We start from the raw sequence: 24,328 nt of genomic DNA on the forward strand, positions 1-24,328 counted from the left end.
CCACTGATCGGTTCGGTCGATGCGGTGCGCGCGCCGACATCCCCGCCGATTTCGACCGTTGGCGAAATCGGCGCGCGACTGCCCTGTCCGGGGCAGGCGCGTTCCGCGCCAGCCAGGGCAGCCGCGCGCCGATGCGAGCTTGGGAGATATCGGATGGTCCCTCGGCCCGCGCTTGCGGCGCGCGCCGACCGGATCGCGCGGGCGCCACTGGCGCCCGGCAAGTGCGATCCGGGGGGAAATCGGATGGGCGCAGCCAGAGGCTGCGCTATGGCGTGAGGGCCGGTCGGCGGCGGGCCGGGGCGCGGGGGCCGGTCCGGTGAGGGCGCCTGTGGCGCTGCGGATCGCGCTGCGCGAGCTGCGCGGCGGCATTGCCGGGTTCCGGGTGTTCCTCGCCTGCCTCGCGCTCGGGGTGGCGGCGATTGCGGCGGTGGGCTCGGTGCGCTCGGCGATCGAGGCGGGGCTCGACCGGGAGGCGGCGCGGCTTCTCGGCGGGGACGTGGAGCTGGAGTTCACCTATCGCTTCGCGGATGCGGCGGAGCGCGCATGGATGGCGGAGAACGCCGTCGCGGTCTCGGAGATCGTCGATTTCCGCTCGATGGCGGCGCGGCCCGGCGGCGAGCGGGCGCTGGTGCAGGTGAAGGCGGTCGACGACGCCTATCCGCTCATCGGCGCGGCCGTGCTGGAGGGGGGCGGGGATCTCGCGGGCGCGCTGGCCGGGACGGACGGATTGCCGGGGATGGTCGCGGCGGGGCTGCTGCTCGACCGGCTGGGGGCGGGCGTCGGCGACGTGCTGCGGCTCGGGACGCAGGATTTCCGGGTGACCGGGCGGCTGGCGTCGGAGCCGGACGCGGCGGCGAGCGCCTTCGCCTTCGGGCCGCGGGTGATCGTGCGGCGCGACGCGCTGGCGGCGAGCGGGCTGCTGGGGGAGGGGACGCTCTTCAACTCGTCCTATCGGCTGGTCGTGCCGGAGGGGGCAAGCCTCGCGGGGCTGAAGGCGGAGGCCGAGGGCCGCTTCGCGGATCGGGGGCTGCGCTGGCGCGACCGGCGCGAGGGGGCGCCGGGCGTGGGGCGGTTCGTCGAGCGGCTGGGGTCGTTCCTGGTGCTGATGGGGCTCGCCGGGCTCGCGGTCGGCGGGGTCGGCGTGGCGGCGGCGGTGCGCAGTCATCTGGAGCGCAAGACCGAGACGATCGCGGTGCTGAAGACGCTCGGGGCATCGGGGCGGACGATCTACGCGGTCTATCTCGCGCAGGTGGCGGCTCTGGCGGCGGTGGGCGTGGCCGCCGGTCTCGCGCTCGGGGCGCTCGCGCCGTTTCTCGCCGCGCCGCTGGCGGCGGACCGGCTGCCGGCGCCGATGGTGCCGGCGATCTACGAGCGGGCGCTGGCGGAGGCGGCGGTGTATGGCGCGCTGACGGCGTTCGTCTTCACGCTCTGGCCGCTGGCGCGGGTGAGGGACGTGCGGGCGGCGGCGATCTTTCGCGACGTCGGCGGGATCGAGCGGGGCCGGCCGGCGGCCGGCGCGATGGCGGCGACGGCGGCGCTCGCCGCGGCGCTGGTCGGGCTCGCCGCCCGGCTTTCGGGCGAGCAGACGATCGCGCTCTCGATGGCGGCGGGCGTCGCCGGCGCGCTGGTGGCGCTGTGGCTGGCGGCCCGCGCCGCGCAGGCGCTGGCGCGCCGCGCCGCGCGGGCGGGCGCGGCGCGGGGGCGGCCGGCGCTGCGCTGGGCGCTCGGGGCGGTGGGCGGGCCGGGGGCGGAGACCGCGGCGGTGGTCATGTCGCTCGGCCTCGGGCTCTCGGTGCTCGCCGCGGTCGGGCAGATCGACGGGAACCTCAGGCGGATGATCGCGGCCGACCTGCCGGAGCGCGCCCCGGCGTTCTTCTTCGTCGACATTCAGAACGACCAGCTCGAGGCGTTTCGCGAGATCGCCGCCGGGGTGCCCGGCGTGGAGGAGATCGAGACGGCGCCGATGCTGCGCGGCGTGATCGCCCGCGTGAACGGCCGGCCGGCGCGCGAGGCGGTCGGGCCGCACTGGGCGCTGAACGGCGACCGGGGCGTGACCTATGCCGCGGCGCCGCCCGAGGGGACCGAGATCGTCGAGGGGGAGTGGTGGCCCGAGGACTACGCCGGGCCGCCGCTGATGAGCTTCGCCGCCGGGGAGGGGGCGGAGATGGGGCTGCGCCTCGGCGACGAGATGACGATCAACGTGCTGGGGCGGGAGCTCACGGCGCGGATCGCGAGCTTCCGCAAGGTCGAGTTCCGCAGCATGGGCATCAACTTCCTGATCGCGGTCGATCCGGCGGCGCTCGCGGGCGCGCCGCATACCCACATCGCCACGGTCTACGCGGCGCCGGAGGCGGAGGCCCCGCTGGTGCACGCCGTGGCGGACGCGATGGCGAACGTCACGGCGGTGAGCGTGCGCGAGGGGATCGCGCGGTTCGGCGAGGCGCTGGCGGGCATCGCGGCGGCGACGCGCTGGGCCGCGGCGGTGACGCTCGCCACCGGGATCGTCGTGCTGATCGGCGCGGCGGCGGCGGGCGAGTGGCGGCGCGTCTACGAGACGGCGGTGCTGAAGACGCTCGGGGCGGAGCGGCGGACCATCCTCGCGAGCTTCGCCTTGCGCGCCGCCATCGTCGGCGCGGCGGCGGGCGTGGTGGCGGTGGTCGCAGGCGCCGTGGGCGGCTGGTGGGCGGTGACGCGGCTCCTCGAGGGCGACTTCCGCTTCGAGCCCGGACCCGCCCTCGCCATCGTGGCGGCGGGCGCGGCGGCGAGCCTGCTCGCCGGTCTCGCCTTCGCCGCAAGGCCGCTCGCGGCGCGACCGGCGCGGACATTGCGGGCCCGTGGCTGAGGCAAGGACGCGCATCGCACGAAAACGTATGTGATTCTTCGGCATGATTCGTCTTGGTTCTGCTTGAAACGGTCCCGGTTTTTCCCGATATTGCCATCAGGGCCGGAGGCGCGTCCTTGCGGCCGACCCGTTTGCATGGAGGGATCGATGGCGGAATTCGAAACGGTGCGTCGCCCCGGCGTCGGCGCCGGAGTCCGCACGACGACGTACGACGAGGGCCTGCGCGCCCACATGAGCAAGGTCTACGGCACGATGTCCGTGGGCATGATCATCACCGCGCTCGCCGCATGGGCCGTCGCCGGCCTGTCGGTCTCCGGCGTCCCGACCGAGTACATGATCGGCGAGGGCAAGTATCTGACGAGCTTCGGCGTCGCGATCTATGCCTCGCCGCTGAAGTGGCTCGTCATGTTCGCGCCGCTGCTCTTCGTGTTCGGGCTGAGCGCGGGCATCTCCCGCATGTCGGCCGGCGCGGCGCAGATCGCGTTCTACGCCTTCGCCGCGGTGATGGGCGTGTCGATCTCGTCGATCTTCCTGGTGTTCACCGGGATGTCGATCGTGCAGGTGTTCCTGGTGACGGCGATCGCCTTCGCGGCGCTGAGCCTCTGGGGCTACACCACGCGGAAGGACATCTCCGGCTGGGGCACGTTCCTGTTCATGGGCCTGATCGGCGTCGTGGTGGCCTCGATCGTCAACATCTTCCTCGGCTCGCCGGCGCTGATGTTCGCGGTCTCGGCGATCGGCGTGCTGGTCTTCGCCGGCCTGACCGCCTTCGACACCCAGCGGCTGAAGAACGAGTACCTCCAGCTCGCCGGCACCCAGGGCGAGGCCTATCTCGGCCATGCCGCCATCCTCGGCGCGCTGAGCCTCTACCTGAACTTCATCAACATGTTCATGATGCTGCTGTCGCTCTTCGGCAACCGGCAGTAAGTCCCGACGCGGATCGCGAGAGCCGCCGGACCGAAGGGTCCGGCGGCTTTTTCGTGCGCGCCGCCCGCCGGCAGAATGCCGCCGATTGTCGGAAACTCCGTCCCGGAAAGCGATTGCGCGCTTTGACCGGCATGGTAGGTGGCCTTCGGGGAAACGCTTCGGAGGCGCGCCTTTGTCCCGGAAGGGCAAGACGCTGAAAGACCTCGCGGCCAAGCTCGACATCTCGGTGGCCACCGCCTCCCGGGCCCTGTCCGGCCATGCTCGCATCGCACCGGAAACGCGCGAGCGGGTCGCCGCTGCCGCGCGCGAGATCGGCTATGTGCCGAACCGCGCCGCCCGGGCCCTGGTCTCGGGCCGTTCCGGCCTCGCCGCGCTGGCGCTGCCGGTGCGCGGCTACGGCGTCGGCGACGCCTTCCTCGGCGAATTCGTCTCGGGGCTGACGGCCGGGCTCGGCCGCACCGAAGTCGATCTGATCCTGACCACCGTCCCGGCGAGCCGGACGGAGCTCGACGTCATCCGCAGCCTCGTGGTCGGCGGCCGCGCCGACGGCGTGGTCATCGCCCGCGTCACCGAGGCGGATCCGCGCGTCGAGTTCCTGACCGCGCAGCGCTTCCCCTTCGTCGCCCACGGCCGCACCAGCGACGGCGGGGCGGGTTTCTCCTGGCTCGACACCGACGGCCATCTCGCCTTCGCGCAGGCGTTCGACATGCTCCATGCGCTCGGTCACCGTCGCTTCGCGCTGGTGACCATCGACGAACCGACGACCTTCCGCGCCCACCGCGAGGCCGGGCTGCGCGACGGGATCGCCGTTCGCGCCGATCCGGCGGTCACGTTCGAGACGATCGCCGTGCCGCGCTTCGACCGGGCCCGACGGGCGGCGGCGGTGCGCGGCCTGCTCGGCCGGGCGGACCGGCCCACGGCCGTGCTCGGCGTCTTCGACGGCATCGCGATCGGCGTCATCGAGGAGGCGGCGAAGCTCGGGATCGACGTGCCGGGCGGCCTCTCCGTCGTGGGGTTCGACAACACCCCCGAGGCGGCGCTCGCCGCGCCGGGGCTGACCACGTTCGATTCGCTGATTCACCAGAGCGCCGAGGCGATGGCGGGGATGCTCACCCGCGCCATCGCCGATCCCGACGCGCCCCCCGAGACCCGCCTCATTCGCCCGCCCTTCGTCCCCCGCGGGAGCCACGGCCCCGCTCCGGGTTGAGGGCGGCGGGGGCGGCGCCGCTGGCCGCGGGCTCAGCGCCAGAAGGGGGCGGCGTGGCCGAAGGTGCGCCAGCGCTCGAAGAGGCGGGGGCGGTCAACCTGCGCGCGAGCGGAGAGGACGCCGAGCGTCCAGCCGACGGCGCGTTGCACGGCCGGGTCGCCGGCGCCGGGGGCATCGTCGCCGGTCAGCTTCCCGGTCGCCATCGCGCCGTCGTTGAGGCTGCCGAAGGCGTCCTGCAGGTCCTTGAGCGGCCGCAGGAACGCCTCGACCTTCTTGCGGGGAAAGACCGGGCCCAGCATCTCGGCGGCGTAGCGCAGCTTCTTCAGCTCCTTGCGGAGTTCGTGCAGGGCCTCCGCGTCGCGCGTCTCGATCCGCCGGCCCCGCTTCACCGCCTTGCGCAGCCTGGCGTCGAGGAGGACGGGGGCCCGTTCGGCGACCGGCGTCGCGAGGCGCGCCGTCTGCGCGTAGTCGGCCGGGTCGAGCCAGCCGCGCGCCTCGATGGTCTCGAGAAGGTCGAAGACGAACCCGGTCGTCTCGGACCCCGCCAGGTGCGCGCGCACCTCGGCGCGGATCGCGTGGCGCCGCTCGGCCAGCGCGGCGTCGAGCGCCGCGCGCGCCGGCGCGTCGAGGCCGGTCCCGGCGGCGCCGGCGACGACCTCGTCCATCAGCACGTCGGCGTCGCGCAGGCGGCCGACCACCCGTCCGAGCCGCTGCGCCGCCGCCGAGAGCGGACCCAGCCGTTCCGCGCCGAGGCTCGGCCCGAACACCGCGAGCGCGGTGCGCAGCCGTCGCAGCCCGACGCGGAGCTGGTGCGGTCCCTCGTGGTCGTCGGAGGCGAGGGTGACGACGAGGTTCTGCGCCACCTGCGCGAAGCAGTCGCGCAGGACGTCGCGCGCGGCGGTCTCGATGTTGGTCTCGGCGTCGAAGGCGACGGTCCCGGCGTTCCGCGGGCGGGGCGGTCCGGGCGGCGGCTCGCCCCGGGCGAGGCGATAGCCGAGCGCGCTCTTGTTGGCGGTGGCGAAGCGCACCGGCCCGTTCGGAAACAGCAGGCGCGCGAGATCGAAGACCGCGGCGATCTCGCCGTCGATCAGCTCGATCTCCGCTTCGAGGATCGGCGCGCGCGCGCCGCCCGAGACGACCTCGCCGCGGTCGAGCGCCAGCTCGACGACGCCGTCCCGCATCCGCAGCCGCTCGATGATGCGCTCGACGCGGGTCTCGAAGACGGGCTGAAGCGGAGCGCCGCCCGTGGCCTCGGCGATGGCGGCATAGGCGCCGCTCGGGTCGGGCCCGCCGAGCGCGAGACGGCCGCCGGGGGCGGGAACCTCGATCTCCTCCTGCGAGAACAGCCCCGCGCCGCCGGCGCGGCGGCCGCGCTTGACCGTCTGCACCCAGCGCCGCCCGATCCGGCGCAGCCGCAGCGCGACTCCTGCCTCGGCCAGCGCATGCCCGGCGGTGTCGACATAGATCGAGACCAGCCGCTTGCGTTGGCGCGGCCCCTCGCGGAGGCCCGGGAGGGCGGGGCTGCGGGCGAGCCGCGCCGCCTCGGCGTGGTCGAGCGCGATCTTCAGCTCCGTCTCGATCATGTCACACTCGGCTCCATGCCGCGCCGCGGTCGCGAAGTCGTTTTTGCGGAACCGGCCCGGTCGTGCTAGCGTTGAAATCGGAAAGACGCGTTGTACTCGTTCGCCCAGTTCGTGGAGTCCGCATGGCCCCGAGACCGATCGCTCAAGTCCCGATCCGCCTTCTGGCCGCTCTTTCCCGTATCCGGTCCTTCAGCCGCCGCCCCTCCGAGAGAGGATTAACCTTTGTCCGATAGGTTGCGCAAGATCGGGGGCCGGCGGGGGAGCGTGACGTGAGGTGATCATGGCAGGACGCGCGTCCAGGACATCGCAACCCGCCGGGGGCCGTTTCTCCCCCCCGGCCCGATCGCTCCGGTCCCGTCAGCCATGAAGAACGCCAGCCTCGGCCCCGAACTCGGCATCGCCTCGGATTTCGTCCGCTCCGGCATGGAAAAGGCCGGAATACCGCTGACGCGGACGCTCGAGGCGTATCTCTCCATCACCTTCGCCCGCTTCATCGGCAAGGCGATCGACGCCGACCTGCTGACGGTCCGGATGACCCGCGCCCTCGACGGGCGCGCGCCCCGCGACATCCTGCGAGCGCTCGCCGACGAGTGCCTGATCGCCTGCGCCTTCTTCCAGGAGCGCCTGCTGCGCAACGGCACGATCCGCCACTATGTCGGCGTCGGCCAGACCGCCTACGACGCGGCGGACATGACCGAGCAGGCCTACGGCTTCGTGCACATGCGCGACGTGATCGCGGTGGCGGCCGGTCGCGGTCGCGACGACGACGCCCGCGTGCTGCTCGACCGCGCCCGCGCCGGCAGCGGCGACGCGCGCGCCGAACTGGCCGACCGGAACGTCGTCCTCGGTCCGTGGGGCGCCCGCAAGGGCGGCGGCCTCGTCTGGCGCTGAGCGCCGTGGCGCGCCTCGGCCGGAGGGCGCGTCAGCCTCCGGATCCCTCGCCGTCCGGGCCGTCGGCCCCGGCGTTCCGCCGGGCCTGCTGGCGGTCGATATGGCCGACCTGGGCCATGATCGACACCAGCACCGACCCGGTCCAGCCGAAGGTGAACAGGCCGGCCATGGCGATGATCGGCCCGAGCAGACGCCATTGCTGCGGCAGTTGCACCGCGCCCTCGCCGAGCGTCGTGTAGCTCTCGAGCACGTAGTAGTAGCTGTCGCGCAGGGTGGCGAAGAGCCCCTGCCAGTAGAGCGGCAGCGCGAAGAGCAGCGTCTCGATCATGTGCAGCGTCGCCAGCGAGCCGACGGCGGCGGCGAGGATCAGGTTGCTCCGCCAGTGCCGGGTCGCAGAGGTCACGCGGGCCCAGTGGTGGTTGAAGATGCGCACCACGACGCGCAGGCCGACGCCGTGGACCAGGATCGTGGCGATCAGCATCAGGAGGCCGATCCCGACCTCGAAAACCGGCGACGCCTGCGCCAACTGGGCGCCGGTCTGCGCGAGGTGTTCGCCGGTCTGCGCGAGTTGCTCGCCGGTTTGCGCCAGATTTTCCATGAGCCTTTCCCCGTCGCGCGCCCCCGTTTGCGGCGCGGGGCGCCGGCTGTCAACGTCCGCGGAGGTCGAGCCAGCGGCCGAAGCCGAGGCGCATCTCCCAGCCCCCGGCATGGCCGAGAACGGCCGCGGCGGCGCGGGCGACGCCGGCATGGGCGACCCACAGGGTTCCGGGCGTGGCCTCGGCGAGCGCGGCGGCGACGCGCGCGCCGAGTTCGGCCACGGTCTCGCCACCATGGGGGCGGGCGTGGCGGAAGTCGGCCGCCCAGGCGTCGAGCTCGGCGCGCGGGATGTCGGCCCAGGCGCGGCCCTCCCAGGCGCCGAAGTCGAACTCGGCGAGGCGGGGATCGGTCGCGAGCGGCAGGCGACGGGCGGCGGCGATGCGCTCGGCGAGGCGGAGGCAGCGCGAGAGCGGGCTCGACCGGATGGCGGAGACGGGGGGAAGGCCCGCAAGGATCGCGGCGGCGTCGGCCTCGAAATCGGGCGCGAGCGCGAGGTCGGTGCGGCCGTAGCAGAGGCCCTCGTGCCCGTCCGGGCGCGTGTGGCGCAGGATGATCACAGGCACGCCAGCGCGCCGAGGTAGAAGCCGATCTCGCTCGTCTGCTGCACGGCGCCGAGACAGTCGCCGGTATAGCCGCCGAGCCGCCGCTCGAAGCGGCTGCGCATGAGGACGTGGCCGAGCGCGAGGCCGCCGAGGCCGGCGACGGCCGCGAGCGGCGCGGCGAGGGCCAGCGGCAGGACGGCGGCGAGGCCGCAGGCGAGCGCGACGGCGAGGCTGCGGGGGCCGACGCCGCTGGAGACCGGCTTGCCGGTCCCGTGGTCGCGGACGTAGCGGCTGGTGGCGAGAACGAGGACCGACGAGGCGCGGCTGGCCGCGTGGCCGGCGACGAGGGCGAGGGGTGCGAGCGCGACGGGCAGGGACGCGAGGACGAGGATGCGGCCGGCGAGGATGAGCGTCAGCGCCGCGGCGCCGTAGGTTCCGATGCGGCTGTCGCGCATGATCTCCAGCGCCCGCTCGCGGGCCGTGCCGCCGCCGAGCCCGTCGCAGGCGTCGGCGAGTCCGTCCTCGTGGAAGGCGCCGGTGGCGAGGAGGCCGGCGGCGACCGCGAGCAGCGCGGCGACGGCGGGCGGCCAGACGAGGCCGGCGGCCCAGAAGACGGCGCCGGCCAGCGCGCCGACCAGCGCGCCGACCGCCGGGTGCCAGCGCGGGGTGGCGGCCATGCGCGCCGGCGTCCAGCCGAGCTCGCGGGGCAGGGGAAGCCGGGTGAGGAACTGGACCGCGAGCAGGAAGATCGCCCATTCCTCGCCGAGGCGGGCCCTCATGCCCGCGACACCCCGGCGCTCTCGAAGCTCGCCATGTCGCGCAGCATGTCCGCCGCGGCCCGGACGATCGGCCAGGCGAGCAGCGCGCCCGAGCCCTCGCCGAGACGCATCCCGAGGTCGAGAAGCGGCCGGGCCCCGAGATGGTCGAGCAGCGCTCCGTGGCCGTTCTCGGCCGAGCGGTGCGCATAGACGAGCGCGCCGCGGGCCTCGGGCGCCATCGCCCCGGCGCAGGCGGCCGCGGCGGTGGCGATGAAGCCGTCGACGAGCACGACCCGACCGGCCGCGACGGCGCCGAGCATGGCGCCCGTCATCATGGCGATCTCGAAGCCTCCGTACTCGGCCAGCGCCGCCTCCGGATCGAGGCGGTCCGCGGTCCGGGCGCAGGCGCGGCCGACGATGGCGCGCTTGCGGGCGAGCCCGGCGTCGTCGAGCCCGGCGCCGCGGCCGACGAGCGTGTCGAGGGGCAGGCCGGTCAGTTTGTGCGCCACGGCGGCGGCGGCGGCGGTGTTGCCGATCCCCATCTCGCCGAAGGCGGCCGCCGTCGTCACCGGCCCCGCGCCGAGCGCGCGGCCGGCGTCGAGCGCGCGGGCCAGTTCCGCGCGCGACATCGCGGGACCGTGCAGGAAGCTCGCGGTGCCCGGCGCGATCCGCCGCGAGACCAGGCCGGGCGCGTCGAGCGGCGGCCCGGCGACGCCGGCGTCGACCACCGTCACGGGCACGCCGAGGCCGGCGGCGAACACGGTCGCCGCCGCGCCCCCGGCGAGGAAATTCGCGAGCATCTGCCGGGTGACGTCCTGCGGATAGGCCGACACCCCCTCGGTGGCGACGCCATGGTCGGCGGCGAAGATCGTCAGTGCGCAGGCGTCGAGTCGGGGCTCCAGCGTGCCCTGCGTGCGCGCGATCTGCGCCGCCAGCGCCTCGACCCGGCCGAGCGCGCCGAGCGGCTTGGTCTTGCCGTCGATGGCGGCCCGCAGACGCGCCTCGAAGTCGCGCGTTTCGCTCATTCGGGAAGGAGGGGCTCGGGCGGCTTCCGGCTGATCTGGACCGCGAGGATCCCGGCCATGATGATGGCGACGCCGAGACCGTCGCGCAGCGTCACCTGCTCGTCGAGCACGAGCGCCGCGACGGCGACCCCGAAGAACGGGTTGAGGAAATGAAAGGTCGCGGCCCGCGTGGCGCCGATCCGGCCGACGAGGACGAACCAGATCATCGTGGCCGCGAGCCCGGGGAACAGCACGGTATAGACGAAGGCCAGGATCAGCTCCGGCGTCCAGTTCACCGTCCACGTCTCGAAGAAGAACGCCACGGGCAGGAGCAGCACGGCGCCGACTAGCATCTGGAGCCCGACGATGATCCAGAGCCCCCCGGATCCGGAGGCCCCGCGCACCAGCAGCGTCGCCACCGAGAGCGCGACGACTCCGGCGAAGCAGAGCGCCAGCGCCACCGGGTCGGCGCCCGAGCCGAGCCGGGCGGTCATGATGACGAGGACGCCGGCGAAGCCCGCGACGAGTCCCGCCGTCGCGAGCGGCGCGAGCCGCTCGCCGAGGGCCGCCCAGGCGAGGCCCGCGACGATCATCGGCAGCAGGCTCGCGACGATCACCGCCACCGAGGCGTCGAGCGTGCGCATCGCGAGGAAGTTGAGGCCGAGATAGAGCGCGTTCTGGCAAAGGCCGAAGACCAGCACCGACGTCCACTGCGCCCGCCCCGTCGGCAGGCGCTGGCGCAGGGCGGCGCCGATGGCGAGCGCGATCCCTCCGGAGATCAGGAACCGGACGGTAAGGGCGAGGAACGGCGGCGCGTCCTGAACCACGATGCGCGCCGAGGTGAAGGCCGAACTCCACATCGCGACGAACGCGACGCCAAGTCCGATCGCCTTCCAGTCCATGTCCGCTCCCCGGAGGAGGTTCGCCGCTTCGCCGGTCCGGTGGCGTCAGGCGTTGATGACGTCCTTGAGCTGCTTGGCGATGGTGACTTTGGCCACCCGGTCGGCCGGCTTCGTCATCTTCTCGCCGGTCGAGGGGTTGCGCACCTCGCGTTCGGGCCGGGTGCGGCAGGCGAACTTGCCGAGGCCGGGCAGCGTGACGGCGCCGCCCGCGGCGACCTCGCGCGTGACGACGTTCGTCAGGGCGTCGAGGGCCCGGTTGGCCGCGGTCTTGTCCAGGCCGGCGTTCTCGGCGATCGCCGCCACCAGCTGGGTCTTCGTCATGGGCTTTTGTGTCATCTGGCGTTCCCTTGTCTCATCGCCCTCGAAAAGCCTCGCGCCTTGAGTTCACGCGGGCGTGCGGGGCACTAGAACCTCTCGCGCCGGCGAACTCAATCGCCGACACGCGGGTCCAAGCGCATTTTTGCCCATGCTGCTACAATTATGACGCGAGTTAGGCGCTCGCCCAACCCGCGCCGGTCGGTCAAAGGAAGGCGGTCTCGTCGAAGCTCCGCAACTTGCGCGAGTGGAGTCGTTCGAGCGGCATGTCGCGGAGCGTCTCCATGGCCCGGATCCCGATCAGGAGATGCTGGGCGACCTGGCGCTTGTAGAAGGCGGTCGCCATCCCGGGCAGTTTCAGCTCGCCATGGAGCGGCTTGTCGGAAACGCAGAGCAGCGTGCCGTAGGGCACGCGGAAGCGGAAGCCGTTGGCGGCGATGGTGGCGCTCTCCATGTCGAGGGCGATGGCGCGGGCCTGGGAGAGCCGTTGCACCGGGCCGCGCTGGTCGTCGAGCTCCCAGTTGCGGTTGTCGATGGTGGCCACCGTGCCGGTGCGCATGATCTTCTTGAGTTCGTAGCCGGCGAGCCCGGTGACCTCGGCGACGGCGTCCTCGAGCGCGACCTGCACCTCGGCGAGCGGCGGGATCGGCACCCAGACGGGGAGGTCGTCGTCGAGGACGTGGTCCTCGCGCATGTAGGCGTGCGCGAGCACGTAGTCGCCGAGGCTCTGCGAGTTGCGCAGGCCGGCGCAGTGCCCGAGCATCAGCCAGACATGGGGCCTGAGCACCGCGATATGGTCGGTGATGGTCTTGGCGTTGGAGGGTCCGACGCCGATGTTGACCATCGAGATCCCCGAGTGGTTCTCGCGGATCAGGTGATAGGTCGGCATCTGCGGCGATTTCAGCGCCGAGGGAATGGAGGGCTGCTCGCGCGTCGCCACCGTGTTGCCCGGCCCCACGAAGCTGGTGTAGCCCGATCCGGGGTCAGCCAGGGCGGCCCGGGCGTATTCCACGAACTCGTCCATGTAGAACTGGTAGTTGGTGAACAGGACGTGGTTCTGGAAATGCGTCGGGCTCGTCGCCGTGTAGTGAGCGAGCCGCGCCAGCGAGTAGTCGATGCGCTGCGCCGTGAACGGCGCGAGCGGACGCGCGCCGTCGGGGCCGAGCCGCAGGACCCCGTTCACGATATGGTCGTCAGTGGTGTTGAGGTCCGGCACGTCGAATATGTCGCGCAGCGGCCGGTGCAGCGTGTCCTCGATCGAGCCCTCGACATATGCGGTCTCGCCCATGGCGAAGTGCAGCGGGATCGGCGTGTCGCTGTCGCCGACGCGGACCGGCATCCCGTGGTTCTCGATCAGGAGCCCGATCTGCTGGGTCAGGTAGCCGCGGAACAGGTCGGGCCGGGTGATCGTGGTCGCATAGACGCCGGGCTCCACCACATGCCCGAACGAGAGCCGCGAATCCGCCTTGGCGAAGCTGCCCGTGGTCACGCCGATCATCGGGTAACAGGCGCGATAGCGCCCCTGCGGCGTCTCGCCCGCCATCACCGCGGCGAAGCGGTCGCGCAGGAACGCAGTGGCGCGATCATAGCGCCGCGCGATCTCGGCCACCGCCTCGGCCGCGTCGGTCAGCATGACGTCGCCCTCCGAATCCGGAGAGATCACGGGCAGTTCGACGAGTGGCTGGCGGTGGTGCATGAGGCTCACCCGGGAAGGAAAAGGTCGGTCTTCTCGAAGCGATCGACATCGATCAGCCCGAGATCGGAGATGCGCAGCGACGGGATGACGACGAGGGCGAGCAGCGAATGCTGCATGTAGGCGTTGTTGAGCCGGCAGCCGCAGGCCGCCATCGCCGCGACGACGCCCTGGGCGCAGTCGGCGACCTCGGCGGCCGGCGCGTCCGACATCAGCCCGGCGATGGGGAGCGCGACATGGGCGAGTTCGATGCCGTCGCGCCAGACCGTCACGCCGCCGCCGATCTCGCGCAGGCGGTTGGCGGCGCGCGCCATCTCCTCCTTCGACGTGCCGACGACGATCATGTGGTGGCTGTCATGGGCCACCGTCGAGGCGACGGCGCAGGGCGTGTCGTAGCCGAAGCCGGCGACGAAGGCGTTGACCACCCCGCCGGTGGCGCGGTGCCGCTCGACGAGCGCGATCTGGCAGACCTCGCCCGCCGCCTCCACCAGCCCGTCGCGCACCGCGAGATCGGCCTCGAGCGCTCTCGTCGGCGCCTGGTTCTCGACGACGCCGATCACCCGCGCCCGCACCCGGTTGGCGGCGGCGGGGGCGGGAATGTCGAAATCCGTGGCGACGAGGTCGCGCTTCATGTTGACCGTGCGCCGGGCGCTGTCCGGCCAGTGGAACCCGGGCGTCGGCGCGAGGCAGACGCCGCCCTCCGCGACGATCTCGCCGCGCGCGATCACCGTCTCGACCGGCAGCGCGCGCAGGTCCGAGGTCAGGATGCAGTCGGCCCGCCGCCCCGGCGCGATCGACCCGAGTTCGCGCTCCAGCCCGAAATGCGTCGCGGTGTTGATTGTCGCCATTTGCAGCGCGATGAGCGGATCGAGCCCGCAGTCGATGGCATGGCGCACCACGCGGTCCATGTGGCCCTCGTGGACCAGCGTGCCGGAATGGCAGTCGTCGGTGCAGAGGATGAAGTTGCGCGGATCGAGGCCCTTCTCGGTGACGGCGGTGATCTGCGCCTCGACGTCGTACCAGGCCGAGCCGAGCCGCAGCATGGCGCGCATCCCCTGGCGAACGCGGGCGATGGCGTCTTCCTCGCGCGTGCCCTCGTGGTCGTCGGCCGGTCCGCCGGCGGCATAGGCGGGAAAGTCGGTCAGGTCGGGGCTGGCGTAGTGCCCGCCCACGGTCTTGCCGGCGCGCTGGGTCGCAGCGATCTCGCCCAGCATCTTCGGATCGCCGTGCACCACGCCGGGATAGTTCATCATTTCCCCGAGGCCGACGATGTTCGGCCAGCCCATCGCCTCGGCGACCTCCGCGGGCCCGAGTTCCGCGCCCGTGGTCTCCAGCCCCGGCGCGGAGGGCGCGCAGGAGGGCATCTGCACGAAGACGTTGACCGGCTGGTCGAGCGCCTCGTCGTGCATCAGCCGCACGCCCGCGAGCCCGAGCACGTTCGCCACCTCGTGCGGGTCGACGAACATCGTCGTCGTGCCGTGCGGCATCACCGCGCGGACGAATTCGGTGACCGTGAGCATGCCGCTCTCGACATGCATGTGCCCGTCGCAGAGGCCGGGGATCAGGAAGCGGCCCTTCGCGTCGATCACCCGGGTGGCGGGCCCGATCATCGCGGTCGCATCGGGACCGCACGAGGCGAAGCGCCCCGACCTGATGGCGATGTCGGCGCCGGGGATGACCTCGCGCGAGTGGACATTCACCCAGGCGCAGTTGCGGATGACGAGATCGGCGGGGGCGCGGCGCGCGGCGACCGCGATCAGATCGGCGGCCACGTCGGGCCAGGCGGGGAAGGGCGGTCTGGACATGGGGCCAGATCTCACGGACGCATGGGAGGCAGCAAGCCCTTTCTCCCGGCGCCGCCGCCGGGCCGCATCGCGAGGCCGCCATGCCCGACCCCCTCGAGGAGCTCGAAGCCCTCGCCGATCCCGAGCGAGCCGCCACGATGGCGGCCTACCACAAGGCGCCGCGCCGCTATCTCGGGGCGCCCGTGCCGGAGGTGCAGGCGCTCGCCGACCGCTGGCGGGCCGGGCGCGACGTCCCCGGCCGCGTCGCGCTGGCGGCGCGGCTCTGGGACAGCGACATCCATGAGGCGCGCATCGCGGCGGCCAAGCTCCTGACCCAGGCCCGCATTCCCGACCACGAGCCGGAAGCATGGGCCGAGTTCCTGCGCTGGGTCCCCGGGTTCGACGCCTGGGCGATCGCCGATCATGCCTGCAAGGCGGGGCAGCGCCGGCTCGTCGCCGTGCCGGACCGCCTCGACGTCGTCGAGGCATGGGTCACGGACCCCAACCCCTGGGTGCGCCGGGCGGCGCTGGTGGCGACGCTGCCCTGGACGAGCGCGAATCACCCCGACGCGGCGGAACGCGCCGCGCGCGAGCGCATCCTCGGCTGGGCGGCGCGCCTTGTCGCGGACCGCGACTGGTTCATCCAGAAGGCCATCGGCTGGTGGCTGCGCAGTCTCGCGCCGCACGACCCCGCGCGCGTCCGCGCCTTTCTCGCCGGGCCCGGTTCCGGCCTGAAGCCCTTCGCCCGCCGCGAGGCCGAGCGCCGCCTGCCGCCCTGAACCGCCGGCCGTTCCTCCGAGCGGCCGCCGGCCGTCCTGAACCGCCGGCGTCTTCTCCGGCCGGCGCCGGCCTGTCGGTCTGCGCCGGCCGGACCGGGGCGCCGCGTCGATGTCGGGCCAGCGGCGCCGTCGCGCCCGCGGCGCGCTGCGCCGTGGCGCCTGCGTCACCGTCTCTCTGCCCCGGGCGGCAGACGGGCGGGAAACCGCGCCGCGCGGGCTCGGTGCGTTTCACGTGGGGCGGAAAATCCTGTCGGAACAGCGGTGGGGGGCGGGGAGGGCGGGCGGCCGGCTTGCTGCGTCCGCCCTTGCGCCAGCGTCAGCGGCGCGGCGTCCGGCCGATGCGGCCGAGGTCGGCTTCGATCGAAAGGACGAGCCGGTCGCGCGGCGAGGACATGTCGCAGTCCGTGGCGCCGGCGGCCAGAGCCCGCCAGATCTCGAGCTTGGTGCGCACGTCCTCGAGGTTGCCGGCCCGCACCGAGATCGCCTTCTCGGCCACGGCCGTCTCGAGCTCCATGAGCGTCTCCACCTCGGCGACCGCCGCGCAGGCCTCGGACCAGGTCGGCTCGACTTCCATCGCCTTCTCGGCCAGGAGCGCGTCGATCGTGCGCAGGTAGGCGCGAAGCAGCGCGAGGTCGTCGGGGAGCGCGTCCACCCCCCCGCGCATCGCGCGCAGCAGCCGGTCGTCGATCTTGGAAATCGTCTGCATTCCCCCTGCGTCCCGCCCATCGCTTCGTCGGTGTGGTTAATTGCGCGCGCCGCTTCGGCGCAATCCCTCCCGCGGACTAGCGCGATCGCGTGATCCCGCTCAAGCGTCGGGTCGGATCAGGCCGAAGCCGAGGCCGCGGAGCGCCGCCGACAGCCGGTCGACGACGCCGAGCTTGAGATAGATCCGGCGCAGGTGCGCGTCGACGGTGTGGCTGGAGATGCCGAGGATCTCGCCGATCGTGGCGTTCGACTTGCCCCGCGCCACCCAGGCGAGAACTTCCGCCTCGCGTTCGGACAGCGTCGGCAGCCGACCGAGCTGCGGCACGAGGAGATCGCAATAGCGCAGATGCATCGCCTGGCCCGCCCAGCGCAGCGCGCCGATGTCCTCGGCGGGCAGGCGGGACTCTGCGATCTCGACCGCGAAGAGCCCGTTGCGCCCGTTGGGCCCGTAGACCGAGAAGGCGAGGCCGTTGGTCACGCCCGCCGCGCGATAGCGCGCGAGATGGCTGCGCTCGCGTTCGCTCAGGTCCGGCCGACGCTCCAGCTCGTCGAGATAGACCGGCTGCACGCAGTTGACCGCGTTGGCGGCGAGGACGGCCAGCCCGGCCTGGCGGGCGGCGAGATACTGCGCGAGCAGCGCCTCGCCGAAGCCGTCGTTCTCGACCCGGAGGCAGGCGGCGTCGGTCGCGCCGGGGGGCGGCAGGTGGTGGTAGCCCAATCTCTGCACGCCGCGACTGCGCGCGAAGGCCACCATGGCCGCCCAGACATCCTCAAGGCGTTCGAGCCGCTCGATCCCGATCTCGAACGTCGTCGGGTCGATCAGGGCGGCGTCTGGCGTCAGCGACTCAGCCATGCGACTGATAATAACACCACCGCGAGCATTTCAACTTCCAAGCTCTCGATTCCGGCGAGAATTGCAAATCTTGCGTGCAAGCAGCCGGGCGCGCTGCTTGAACCCGGGCGACGCCGGCCATAACTTCGGTCTCCAGGGGAGAACACCCGTGCCAGCCATTCCCGCTCCGGCGTCCGCCGGCCCGCGCCTGATCGACCCCTTCGCCCGGGCGATCAGCTACCTGCGCGTGTCGGTGACGGATCGCTGCGACTTCCGCTGCGTCTACTGCATGGCCGAGCACATGGATTTCCTGCCCAAGGCCGAGCTTCTGAGCCTCGAGGAGCTCGACCGGCTGTGCAGCGCCTTCGTCGGTCTCGGCGTCGAGAAGCTCCGCATCACCGGCGGCGAGCCGCTGGTGCGCAAGGGGGTGATGGGCTTCTTCCGCGCCATGTCGCGCCACCTCGCCTCCGGCGCGCTGCGGGAGCTGACGCTGACGACCAACGGCAGCCAGCTCGGCCGCCTGGCGACGGAGCTGGTCGATTGCGGGGTGCGGCGCGTCAACGTCTCGCTCGACACGCTCGACCCGGCGAAGTTCGCGCGCGTCACCCGCTGGGGGCGGCTGGCGCAGGTGATGGCGGGAGTCGACGCGGCCGAGGCGGCGGGGCTCGCGGTCAAGATCAACACGGTGGCGCTGAAGGGCGTCAACGACGACGAGGTCCACGACCTCGTCGCCTGGTGCGGGACGCGGGGCTTCGATCTCACCTTCATCGAGGTCATGCCGATGGGCGACCTCGGCGCCGAGGACCGGCTCGACCAATACTGGTCACTGCGCGACCTGCGCGCCGAGCTGGCGAGCCGCTGGACGCTGCGCGACACGCCGGAGCGGACCGGCGGGCCGGCCAGATACGTGCGGGTGGCGGAAACCGGCCAGCGCATCGGCTTCATCACGCCGCTCACCCACAATTTCTGCGAGAGCTGCAACCGGGTCCGGCTGACCTGCACCGGACAGCTCTTCATGTGCCTCGGCCAGGAGGATGCGGCCGACCTGCGCGCCGTGCTGCGGGAGACGACCGACGACACGGCGCTCGAGGCGGCCATCCGCGCCGCCATCGCCCGCAAGCCGAAGGGCCACGACTTCGACTATTCCCGCCGCACCGTGGCGGGGCAGGTGTCGCGACACATGAGCCACACCGGCGGGTAACCGTACGGCTTCCGGAGGGCAGGGCGCGTGATGGCCACAGGACGGCGCGCGGCCGATTGCCGTTGCCCCGCCGCCGCGAGCCGCTAGATCTACGGGCATCGAATCCGGGCGCGGCCGACCGCCGGCCCAAACCACAGGGAGAGAGACATGAAGCGCACCGGCTCCGCCGTCTGGAAGGGCGGCATCAAGGACGGCCAGGGAACGGTCTCGGCCGAATCCGGGGTGCTCGCCGACGTCCCCTACAGCTTCGGCAAGCGTTTCGGCGAGGAGAAGGGCACCAACCCCGAGGAACTCATCGGCGCCGCCCACGCCGCCTGCTTCTCCATGGCGCTCTCCGGCGCGCTCGGCGCCGCCGGGATGACTGCGGACGAGATCGCCACTTCCGCCGCCGTCACCGTCGTGCCGGTCGAGGGCGGCTTCGAGATCACCCGGATCGACCTGACGCTGCGGGCGAAGATCCCGGGCGCGAGCGACGAGGCCTTCCAGAAGGCCGCCGCCGGCGCCAAGGCCGGCTGCCCGGTCTCCAAGCTCTTCAAGGCCGAGATCACCCTCGACGCCAAGCTCGTCTGAAGGCAGCGATGGACGGCCGTCCGGTCGCCGAGCTGACCGAGGCGGAGGCGCGCGCCGAACTCGCGCGCCTCGCCGAGGCGATCGCGGCGGCCAACCTCGCCTATCACCAGGCCGACGCGCCGGCGATCTCCGATGCCGACTACGACGCGCTCAAGGGCCGCAACGCCGCGATCGAGCGCGCCTTCCCCGCGCTGAAGCGCGCCGACAGCCCCAGCGAGCGGGTCGGCGCCGCGCCTGCGGAGACCTTCGCCAAGGTCCGCCACGCCGTGCGGATGCTGAGCCTCGAGAACGCCTTCGCCGAGGCCGAGATCGCCGACTTCGTCGAGCGCATCCGCCGCTTCCTCGGCCTTGCCGCGGACGCGCCCCTCGCCTTCACCGCCGAACCGAAGATCGACGGGCTCTCGTTGTCGCTGCGCTACGAGGCGGGTCGGCTCGTGCAGGCCGCCACCCGCGGCGACGGCGAGACCGGCGAGAACGTCACGGCCAACGCCCGAGTCGTCCCCGACATCCCTGCTGCGCTCGGCCCCGGCGCCCCCGACGTGCTCGAGGTCCGCGGCGAGGTCTACATGAGCCACCCCGACTTCGCGGCGCTCAACGTCCGCCAGGTCGCCATGGGCGCCCGCGCCTTCGCCAACCCGCGCAACGCCGCCGCCGGCTCGCTGCGCCAGCTCGACGCCCGCATCACCGCAAGCCGGCCGCTGCGCTTCTTCGCCTATGCCTGGGGCGAGACCTCCGAGCCGCTGGCCGGGACCCAGACCGGCGCCATCGCGCGGCTCGCCGCGCTCGGCCTGCCGACCAACCCGCTGACCGTGCCCTGCGACGGGACGGAGGCCATGCTCGCCTCCTACCGCGCCATCGAGGCGCAGCGCGCGACGCTCGGCTACGACATCGACGGCGTCGTCTACAAGGTCGACCGCCTCGACCTGCAAGCCCGGCTCGGCTTCCGCTCCACCACACCGCGCTGGGCGATCGCGCACAAGTTCTCGGCCCAGCGCGCCAGCACGCGGGTCGAGGCCATCGACGTGCAGGTCGGCCGCACCGGCGCGCTGTCGCCGGTGGCGCGGCTGCTGCCCGTCACCGTCGGCGGCGTGGTGGTGGCGAACGCCACGCTGCACAACGAGGACTACATCGCCGGGCGCGACTCGAAGGGGAACCCGATCCGCGACGGCCGCGACATCCGCGTCGGCGACTGGGTGCGGATCTATCGCGCCGGCGACGTGATCCCCAAGGTCGAGGACATCGACCCGACCCATCCCCGCGGGCCCGCCGCTTACGTCTTTCCAACGACCTGCCCGGTCTGCGGCTCGGACGTCGTGCGCGAGCCCGGCGAGGCGGTCAGCTACTGCACCGGCGCGCTGATCTGCCCGGCGCAGCAGGTGGAGAAGCTCAAGCACTTCGTGTCGCGCGGGGCCTTCGACATCGAGGGGCTGGGGGCGAAGGCCGTCGAGGCCCTGCACGCCGACGGCTGGATCGTCGAGCCGGCCGACATCTTCACGCTGGAGGCGCGGCACGGTCCGGGCTGCGCCACCCAGGTCAGGAACCGCGAGGGCTGGGGCGAGAAGTCGGCCGAGAACCTGTTCGCAGCCATCGAGGAGCGCCGCCGCATCCCGCTCGACCGGCTGATCTTCGCCCTCGGCATCCGCCATGTCGGCGAGACCGCCGCGCGCCTGCTCGCCCGCCGCTACGGCTCCTGGGCGCGCTTCGCCGCCGCGATGGAGGCCGCCCGCGGCCACGAGGGACCGGCCTGGGAGGAACTCGGCGACATCGACGGCGTCGGGCCGGTGCTGGCGGCGAGCGTGGTCGACTTCTTCCACGAGCCGGCGAACCGCGCCGCGCTCGACCGCTTAGTCGCCCGTCTCGACATCGGGGACGTGGCCGCCCCGGCGACCGAGGGCTCGCCGATCGCCGGCAGGACCGTGGTCTTCACCGGCACGCTGGAGCGGATGACCCGCGCCGAGGCCAAGGCCCGCGCCGAGGCGCTCGGCGCCAAGGTGGCGGGCTCCGTCTCGGCCCGCACCGACTACGTCGTCGCCGGGCCGGGCGCGGGCTCGAAGGAGAAGAAGGCGCGCGAGCTGGGCCTCGCGGTGCTGAGCGAGGACGACTGGCTGGAGCTCATCGGATGATCGGTCAACTCGCCGTGTTCGGGCTCGCCGCGGCAGCCGGCGTCGCGGCCGCCGGGGCGGGCGGCTGGCGGGCCGCGGTCGGCTCGACGGCGGACTACGACCGCTGGGCGGCGGGGCTCCGCGCCTGGCGCGCTCCGCCGGCCGAGGTCGCGGAACTGGTCCGGCTGGCGGCGCTGGCGCCGAACGGGCACAATACCCAGCCTTGGCGGTTCCGGGTCGGGGACGGGCGCATCGAGATCCTGCCGGATCTTGCGCGACGGACGCCGGTCGTCGACCCCGACGACCACCATCTCTGGACGAGCCTCGGCGCGGCGGCCGAGACGCTGGCGGTCGCCGGCGTCGCGCTCGGCCGGCCGGGGGAGGTGGAGGCGGAAGGCGAGGGGATCGCCTACGTCCACGGCGCCGGCGCGGCGCGGCCCCATCCGCTCGCCGCGGCGATCGGGCGGCGGCAGACGACGCGGGCGGACTACGACTGTCGGCCGCTCGCGGCGGAGGACGCCGCGGCGCTCGCGGCGGCTGCGGCGCTTCCGGGCGTGCGGATCGTCCTCGTGACCGAGCCGGCGGCGATGGGCCGGCTGCGCGACCTCGTCGTCGCCGGCAACGACGTGCAGATGGGCGACGCCGCCTTCATGGCCGAGCTCGCTGCCTGGATCCGCTTCAATCCGCGCACCGCCATGGCGACGGGCGACGGGCTCTATGCCGGGGCGAGCGGCAATCCCTCTATCCCGACCTGGCTCGGCCGGTCGATCCTGCCGCGGATCATGACCCCGGCTTCCGAGGCCGCGCGCTTTGCGCGCCAGATGCAGACCTCCGCCGGCTGCGCCGTGGTCTTCGCCGAGGAGGCGGGTCCGCGCGGCTGGATACAGGTCGGGCGGGCCTGCCAGCGCTTTGCCCTCGCCGCGACCACGCGCGACATCCGCATGTCCTTCGTCAACCAGCCGGTCGAGGTCGCGGCGCTCCGGCCCGAACTCGCCGCGCTGGCCGGCGAGCCGGGACAGCGGCCCGATCTGCTGATCCGCTTCGGGTTCGGCCCGCTCCTGCCGTTCTCGCCGCGCCGGCCGGTCGCCGACGTCCTCGCCTGAAGGGCGTTCAGCCAAAGAGCCCGGGCAGATCCGGCGTCCCGCCCGGATGCACCCCCTCGAGCGCCAGCAGCCGCCGCTTGGTCTCCGCGCCGCCCGGCGCGGAAAAGCCGCCGAGCCGGCCTTCCGCCGCCAGCACCCGGTGGCAGGGCACGACGATCGGCCAGGGGTTGCGCCCCATCGCCACGCCGACCTCGCGGGCGGCCCCGGGCGCGCCAACCGCTTCGGCGAGCGCGCCATAGGTGGTGGTCACGCCGCGCGGCACCCGGCGCAGCGCCGCATAGACCCGGCGCTCGAACGGCTCCACGCCGGCCTCGTCGAGAAGCACGCCGCCGAACTCCGCCGGCGCGCCCGCGACATGCGCGACGATCGCGGCGATGGCCGCGGCGACGTCCGGCGGCGGCGGGGCAGGGCCGGCGCCCATCCGCTCGAGCCGCCGCCGCACCGCGCCCTCGCGGTCGGGCAGCAGTACGCGGCGCAGCCCGTGGCCGCTCCAGGCGACGGCGCAGCGCCCCAGCGCCGTGTCGAAGGCCTGCCCGCCGATCCCCGCCCTGACCTCCACGGCGCCCATCCCGAAACCATAGCGCCGCGAGCCTGACCGGTCGATGTCCTTCTTGACGCGCCTCCCGGTTTCAGGAAAGTTTCCCGAATATGAGCGAATACCTCGACGACACCCTCGACCGCCAGCTCGCCGACCGCCTCCGCGCGCTGCGCGGCGCGCAGGGCTGGTCGCTCGACGAACTCGCCCGCCGCTCCGGGGTCAGCCGCGCCACGCTGTCGCGGCTGGAGAACGCCGAGACGAGCCCGACGGCCGCCGTCCTCGGCCGCCTCTGCGCCGCGCACGGCCTGACCCTGACCGCGCTGATGCGCCTCGTCGAGGACGGCTTCGCGCCGCTCGTCCGCCCCGCCGACCAGCCGGTCTTCCGCGACCCCGCCGCCGGCTTCACCCGCCGCGCCGTCTCGCCGCCGGCCCGCGACCTCGCCGGCGAGGGGCTCGACGTCACCCTCGCCCCCGGCGCCCGCCTCGCCTACGACGCGCCGCCGCGCCCGGGCCTCGAACACCACCTCTACCTGCTCGAAGGCGCGCTCGACGTCACCATCGAAGGCCGCCGCCACGCCCTCGCCCCCGGCGACTGCCTGCGCTACCGCCTGCACGGCCCCTCCGCCTTCGCCACCGACACTGGCGCCCGCTACGTCCTGTTCCTGACATGATCGCCGTCCGCCGCCTCGACGCCGACGGCCTCGCCGCCCGCCTCCCCGCCCTCGCCGACATCCTCCACGCCTGCGTCGAGGACGGCGCCAGCGTCGGCTTCCTGCTCCCCTTCACCGCCGCCGAGGCCGCCGCCTTCTGGCGCGAGACCGTCCTGCCCCCGCTCGCCGCCCGCAAGCGCCGCCTCCTCGTCGCCGAGGCGCAGGGCCGCCTCGCCGGCACGGTCCAGCTCCTCCACGACACGCCCCCGAACCAGCCCCACCGCGCCGAGGTGGCCAAGCTCCTCGTCCACCCCGACCACCGCCGCCGCGGCCTCGCCCGCGCGCTGATGGCCGCCGTCGAGGCCGAGGCCCGCGCCCTCGGCCGAACCCTCCTCACCCTCGACACCCGAACCGGCGACGCCGCCGAACCGCTCTATGCCGCCCTCGGCTTCGCTGCCGCCGGCGTCCTGCCCGGCTGGTGCCTCGATCCCCGCACCCGCCAGCCCGACGCCACCACCTTCATGTACAAGCCGCTCTGACGCCCCGCTTCCCTTCCGTCCCGCTTTCCCCTACCTCACCCCCATGACCCGACCCGCCCCCATCCACGTCGTCGGCGGCGGCCTCGCCGGCGCCGAGGCCGCGTTCCAGGCCGCCGAGATGGGCGTGCCCGTCATCCTCCACGAGATGCGCCCCCACACCGGCACCTTCGCCCACCAGACCGCCAACCTCGCCGAACTCGTCTGCTCCAACTCCTTCCGCTCCGACGACGACGAGCAGAACGCCGTCGGCCTCCTGCACTGGGA

Annotated in this window: 24 protein-coding genes; 12 read left to right on the top strand and 12 right to left on the bottom strand. The window is 73.4% G+C overall.

The window, feature by feature from the left end; genetic code table 11:
- The first annotated feature begins 316 nt into the window (after positions 1 to 316).
- The 3 genes from KBA23_RS03700 (at position 317) to KBA23_RS03710 (ending at position 4,976) form a co-directional block, all read left to right on the top strand.
- Complete coding sequence (locus tag KBA23_RS03700; RefSeq protein WP_290737025.1) at positions 317 to 2,842, top strand: FtsX-like permease family protein; 2,526 nt, start codon at positions 317 to 319, stop codon at positions 2,840 to 2,842.
- A gap of 147 nt (positions 2,843 to 2,989) precedes the next feature.
- On the top strand, positions 2,990 to 3,769 hold the full coding sequence (locus tag KBA23_RS03705) for a Bax inhibitor-1/YccA family protein (RefSeq protein WP_290737026.1): 780 nt from the start codon (positions 2,990 to 2,992) through the stop codon (positions 3,767 to 3,769).
- Positions 3,770 to 3,941: 172 nt separating this feature from the next.
- Positions 3,942 to 4,976 carry a LacI family DNA-binding transcriptional regulator gene (locus KBA23_RS03710; protein WP_290737027.1) on the top strand — a complete coding sequence of 345 codons (1,035 nt, stop codon included), beginning with the start codon at positions 3,942 to 3,944 and terminating at the stop codon, positions 4,974 to 4,976.
- A 32-nt stretch (positions 4,977 to 5,008) separates the two neighbouring features.
- On the opposite strand, the gene KBA23_RS03715 is transcribed toward KBA23_RS03710, so the two are convergent.
- Entirely contained in the window at positions 5,009 to 6,559 is a 1,551-nt protein-coding gene (locus KBA23_RS03715) for a CYTH and CHAD domain-containing protein (protein ID WP_290737028.1), read from the bottom strand.
- 363 nt (positions 6,560 to 6,922) lie between these two features.
- Between KBA23_RS03715 and KBA23_RS03720 the strand changes: the two genes are divergently transcribed.
- Entirely contained in the window at positions 6,923 to 7,450 is a 528-nt protein-coding gene (locus KBA23_RS03720; RefSeq protein WP_290737029.1) for a hypothetical protein, read from the top strand.
- A 31-nt stretch (positions 7,451 to 7,481) separates the two neighbouring features.
- Here the strand turns inward: KBA23_RS03720 and KBA23_RS03725 are convergent, their stop codons facing one another.
- The 8 genes from KBA23_RS03725 to ade form a co-directional block, all read right to left on the bottom strand.
- Positions 7,482 to 8,048, bottom strand: a complete 567-nt coding sequence (locus KBA23_RS03725; protein WP_290737030.1) for an ion channel — start codon at positions 8,046 to 8,048, stop codon at positions 7,482 to 7,484.
- A gap of 49 nt (positions 8,049 to 8,097) precedes the next feature.
- The gene (locus KBA23_RS03730) at positions 8,098 to 8,610 is read right to left on the bottom strand and encodes a histidine phosphatase family protein (protein WP_290737031.1); all 513 of its coding nucleotides are present in this window, start codon (positions 8,608 to 8,610) and stop codon (positions 8,098 to 8,100) included.
- On the bottom strand, positions 8,601 to 9,368 hold the full coding sequence (gene cobS / locus KBA23_RS03735; protein WP_290737032.1) for an adenosylcobinamide-GDP ribazoletransferase: 768 nt from the start codon (positions 9,366 to 9,368) through the stop codon (positions 8,601 to 8,603). The genes KBA23_RS03730 and cobS overlap by 10 nt, the downstream gene beginning before the upstream one ends.
- Complete coding sequence (gene cobT, locus KBA23_RS03740; protein ID WP_290737033.1) at positions 9,365 to 10,372, bottom strand: nicotinate-nucleotide--dimethylbenzimidazole phosphoribosyltransferase; 1,008 nt, start codon at positions 10,370 to 10,372, stop codon at positions 9,365 to 9,367. Before cobT ends, cobS begins: the two co-directional genes overlap by 4 nt.
- Positions 10,369 to 11,253, bottom strand: a complete 885-nt coding sequence (locus tag KBA23_RS03745; protein WP_290737034.1) for a DMT family transporter — start codon at positions 11,251 to 11,253, stop codon at positions 10,369 to 10,371. The genes cobT and KBA23_RS03745 overlap by 4 nt, the downstream gene beginning before the upstream one ends.
- A 45-nt stretch (positions 11,254 to 11,298) precedes the next feature.
- Complete coding sequence (locus KBA23_RS03750; RefSeq protein WP_290737035.1) at positions 11,299 to 11,589, bottom strand: HU family DNA-binding protein; 291 nt, start codon at positions 11,587 to 11,589, stop codon at positions 11,299 to 11,301.
- A gap of 184 nt (positions 11,590 to 11,773) precedes the next feature.
- Complete coding sequence (locus KBA23_RS03755; RefSeq protein WP_290737048.1) at positions 11,774 to 13,201, bottom strand: AMP nucleosidase; 1,428 nt, start codon at positions 13,199 to 13,201, stop codon at positions 11,774 to 11,776.
- Positions 13,202 to 13,269: 68 nt separating this feature from the next.
- On the bottom strand, positions 13,270 to 15,066 hold the full coding sequence (gene ade, locus KBA23_RS03760) for an adenine deaminase (RefSeq protein WP_290737036.1): 1,797 nt from the start codon (positions 15,064 to 15,066) through the stop codon (positions 13,270 to 13,272).
- A gap of 80 nt (positions 15,067 to 15,146) precedes the next feature.
- Between ade and KBA23_RS03765 the strand changes: the two genes are divergently transcribed.
- On the top strand, positions 15,147 to 15,824 hold the full coding sequence (locus KBA23_RS03765; RefSeq protein WP_290737037.1) for a DNA alkylation repair protein: 678 nt from the start codon (positions 15,147 to 15,149) through the stop codon (positions 15,822 to 15,824).
- A 316-nt stretch (positions 15,825 to 16,140) separates the two neighbouring features.
- On the opposite strand, the gene KBA23_RS03770 is transcribed toward KBA23_RS03765, so the two are convergent.
- Both KBA23_RS03770 and KBA23_RS03775 read right to left on the bottom strand, forming a co-directional pair.
- The gene (locus tag KBA23_RS03770) at positions 16,141 to 16,530 is read right to left on the bottom strand and encodes a hypothetical protein (RefSeq protein ID WP_290737038.1); all 390 of its coding nucleotides are present in this window, start codon (positions 16,528 to 16,530) and stop codon (positions 16,141 to 16,143) included.
- 99 nt (positions 16,531 to 16,629) lie between these two features.
- Positions 16,630 to 17,382, bottom strand: coding sequence for a LuxR family transcriptional regulator (locus KBA23_RS03775; protein ID WP_290737039.1), 753 nt, complete (start codon positions 17,380 to 17,382; stop codon positions 16,630 to 16,632).
- A gap of 148 nt (positions 17,383 to 17,530) precedes the next feature.
- Here KBA23_RS03775 and moaA point away from each other — a divergent pair, with 148 nt between their 5' ends.
- From moaA to KBA23_RS03795, 4 genes are all read left to right on the top strand, one after another.
- Positions 17,531 to 18,562 carry a GTP 3',8-cyclase MoaA gene (gene moaA, locus KBA23_RS03780; RefSeq protein WP_290737040.1) on the top strand — a complete coding sequence of 344 codons (1,032 nt, stop codon included), beginning with the start codon at positions 17,531 to 17,533 and terminating at the stop codon, positions 18,560 to 18,562.
- Between the two features lie 147 nt (positions 18,563 to 18,709).
- Positions 18,710 to 19,132 (top strand): OsmC family protein, encoded by a 423-nt coding sequence (locus KBA23_RS03785; RefSeq protein ID WP_290737041.1) that lies wholly within the window; start codon positions 18,710 to 18,712, stop codon positions 19,130 to 19,132.
- 8 nt (positions 19,133 to 19,140) lie between these two features.
- Entirely contained in the window at positions 19,141 to 21,255 is a 2,115-nt protein-coding gene (gene ligA / locus KBA23_RS03790; RefSeq protein WP_290737042.1) for an NAD-dependent DNA ligase LigA, read from the top strand.
- A complete protein-coding gene (locus KBA23_RS03795; RefSeq protein WP_290737043.1) occupies positions 21,252 to 22,337 on the top strand; it encodes a Tat pathway signal protein in 1,086 nt (361 codons plus the stop codon). The genes ligA and KBA23_RS03795 overlap by 4 nt, the downstream gene beginning before the upstream one ends.
- Before the next feature lie 7 nt (positions 22,338 to 22,344).
- Here the strand turns inward: KBA23_RS03795 and KBA23_RS03800 are convergent, their stop codons facing one another.
- Positions 22,345 to 22,896: a methylated-DNA--[protein]-cysteine S-methyltransferase gene (locus KBA23_RS03800; RefSeq protein WP_290737044.1), complete on the bottom strand. Its 552-nt coding sequence runs from the start codon at positions 22,894 to 22,896 to the stop codon at positions 22,345 to 22,347.
- A gap of 89 nt (positions 22,897 to 22,985) precedes the next feature.
- Here KBA23_RS03800 and KBA23_RS03805 point away from each other — a divergent pair, with 89 nt between their 5' ends.
- The 3 genes from KBA23_RS03805 to KBA23_RS03815 form a co-directional block, all read left to right on the top strand.
- Positions 22,986 to 23,546 (top strand): helix-turn-helix domain-containing protein, encoded by a 561-nt coding sequence (locus KBA23_RS03805; RefSeq protein ID WP_290737045.1) that lies wholly within the window; start codon positions 22,986 to 22,988, stop codon positions 23,544 to 23,546.
- Positions 23,543 to 24,064 (top strand): GNAT family N-acetyltransferase, encoded by a 522-nt coding sequence (locus KBA23_RS03810; RefSeq protein WP_290737046.1) that lies wholly within the window; start codon positions 23,543 to 23,545, stop codon positions 24,062 to 24,064. Before KBA23_RS03805 ends, KBA23_RS03810 begins: the two co-directional genes overlap by 4 nt.
- 43 nt (positions 24,065 to 24,107) lie before the next feature.
- Positions 24,108 to 24,328, top strand: a 221-nt coding sequence (locus KBA23_RS03815) for an FAD-dependent oxidoreductase (protein ID WP_290737047.1), incomplete at its 3' end; no start/stop codon positions are given.

It is taken from the genome of Amaricoccus sp., from assembly GCF_017995835.1.
GTDB lineage: Bacteria > Pseudomonadota > Alphaproteobacteria > Rhodobacterales > Rhodobacteraceae > Amaricoccus.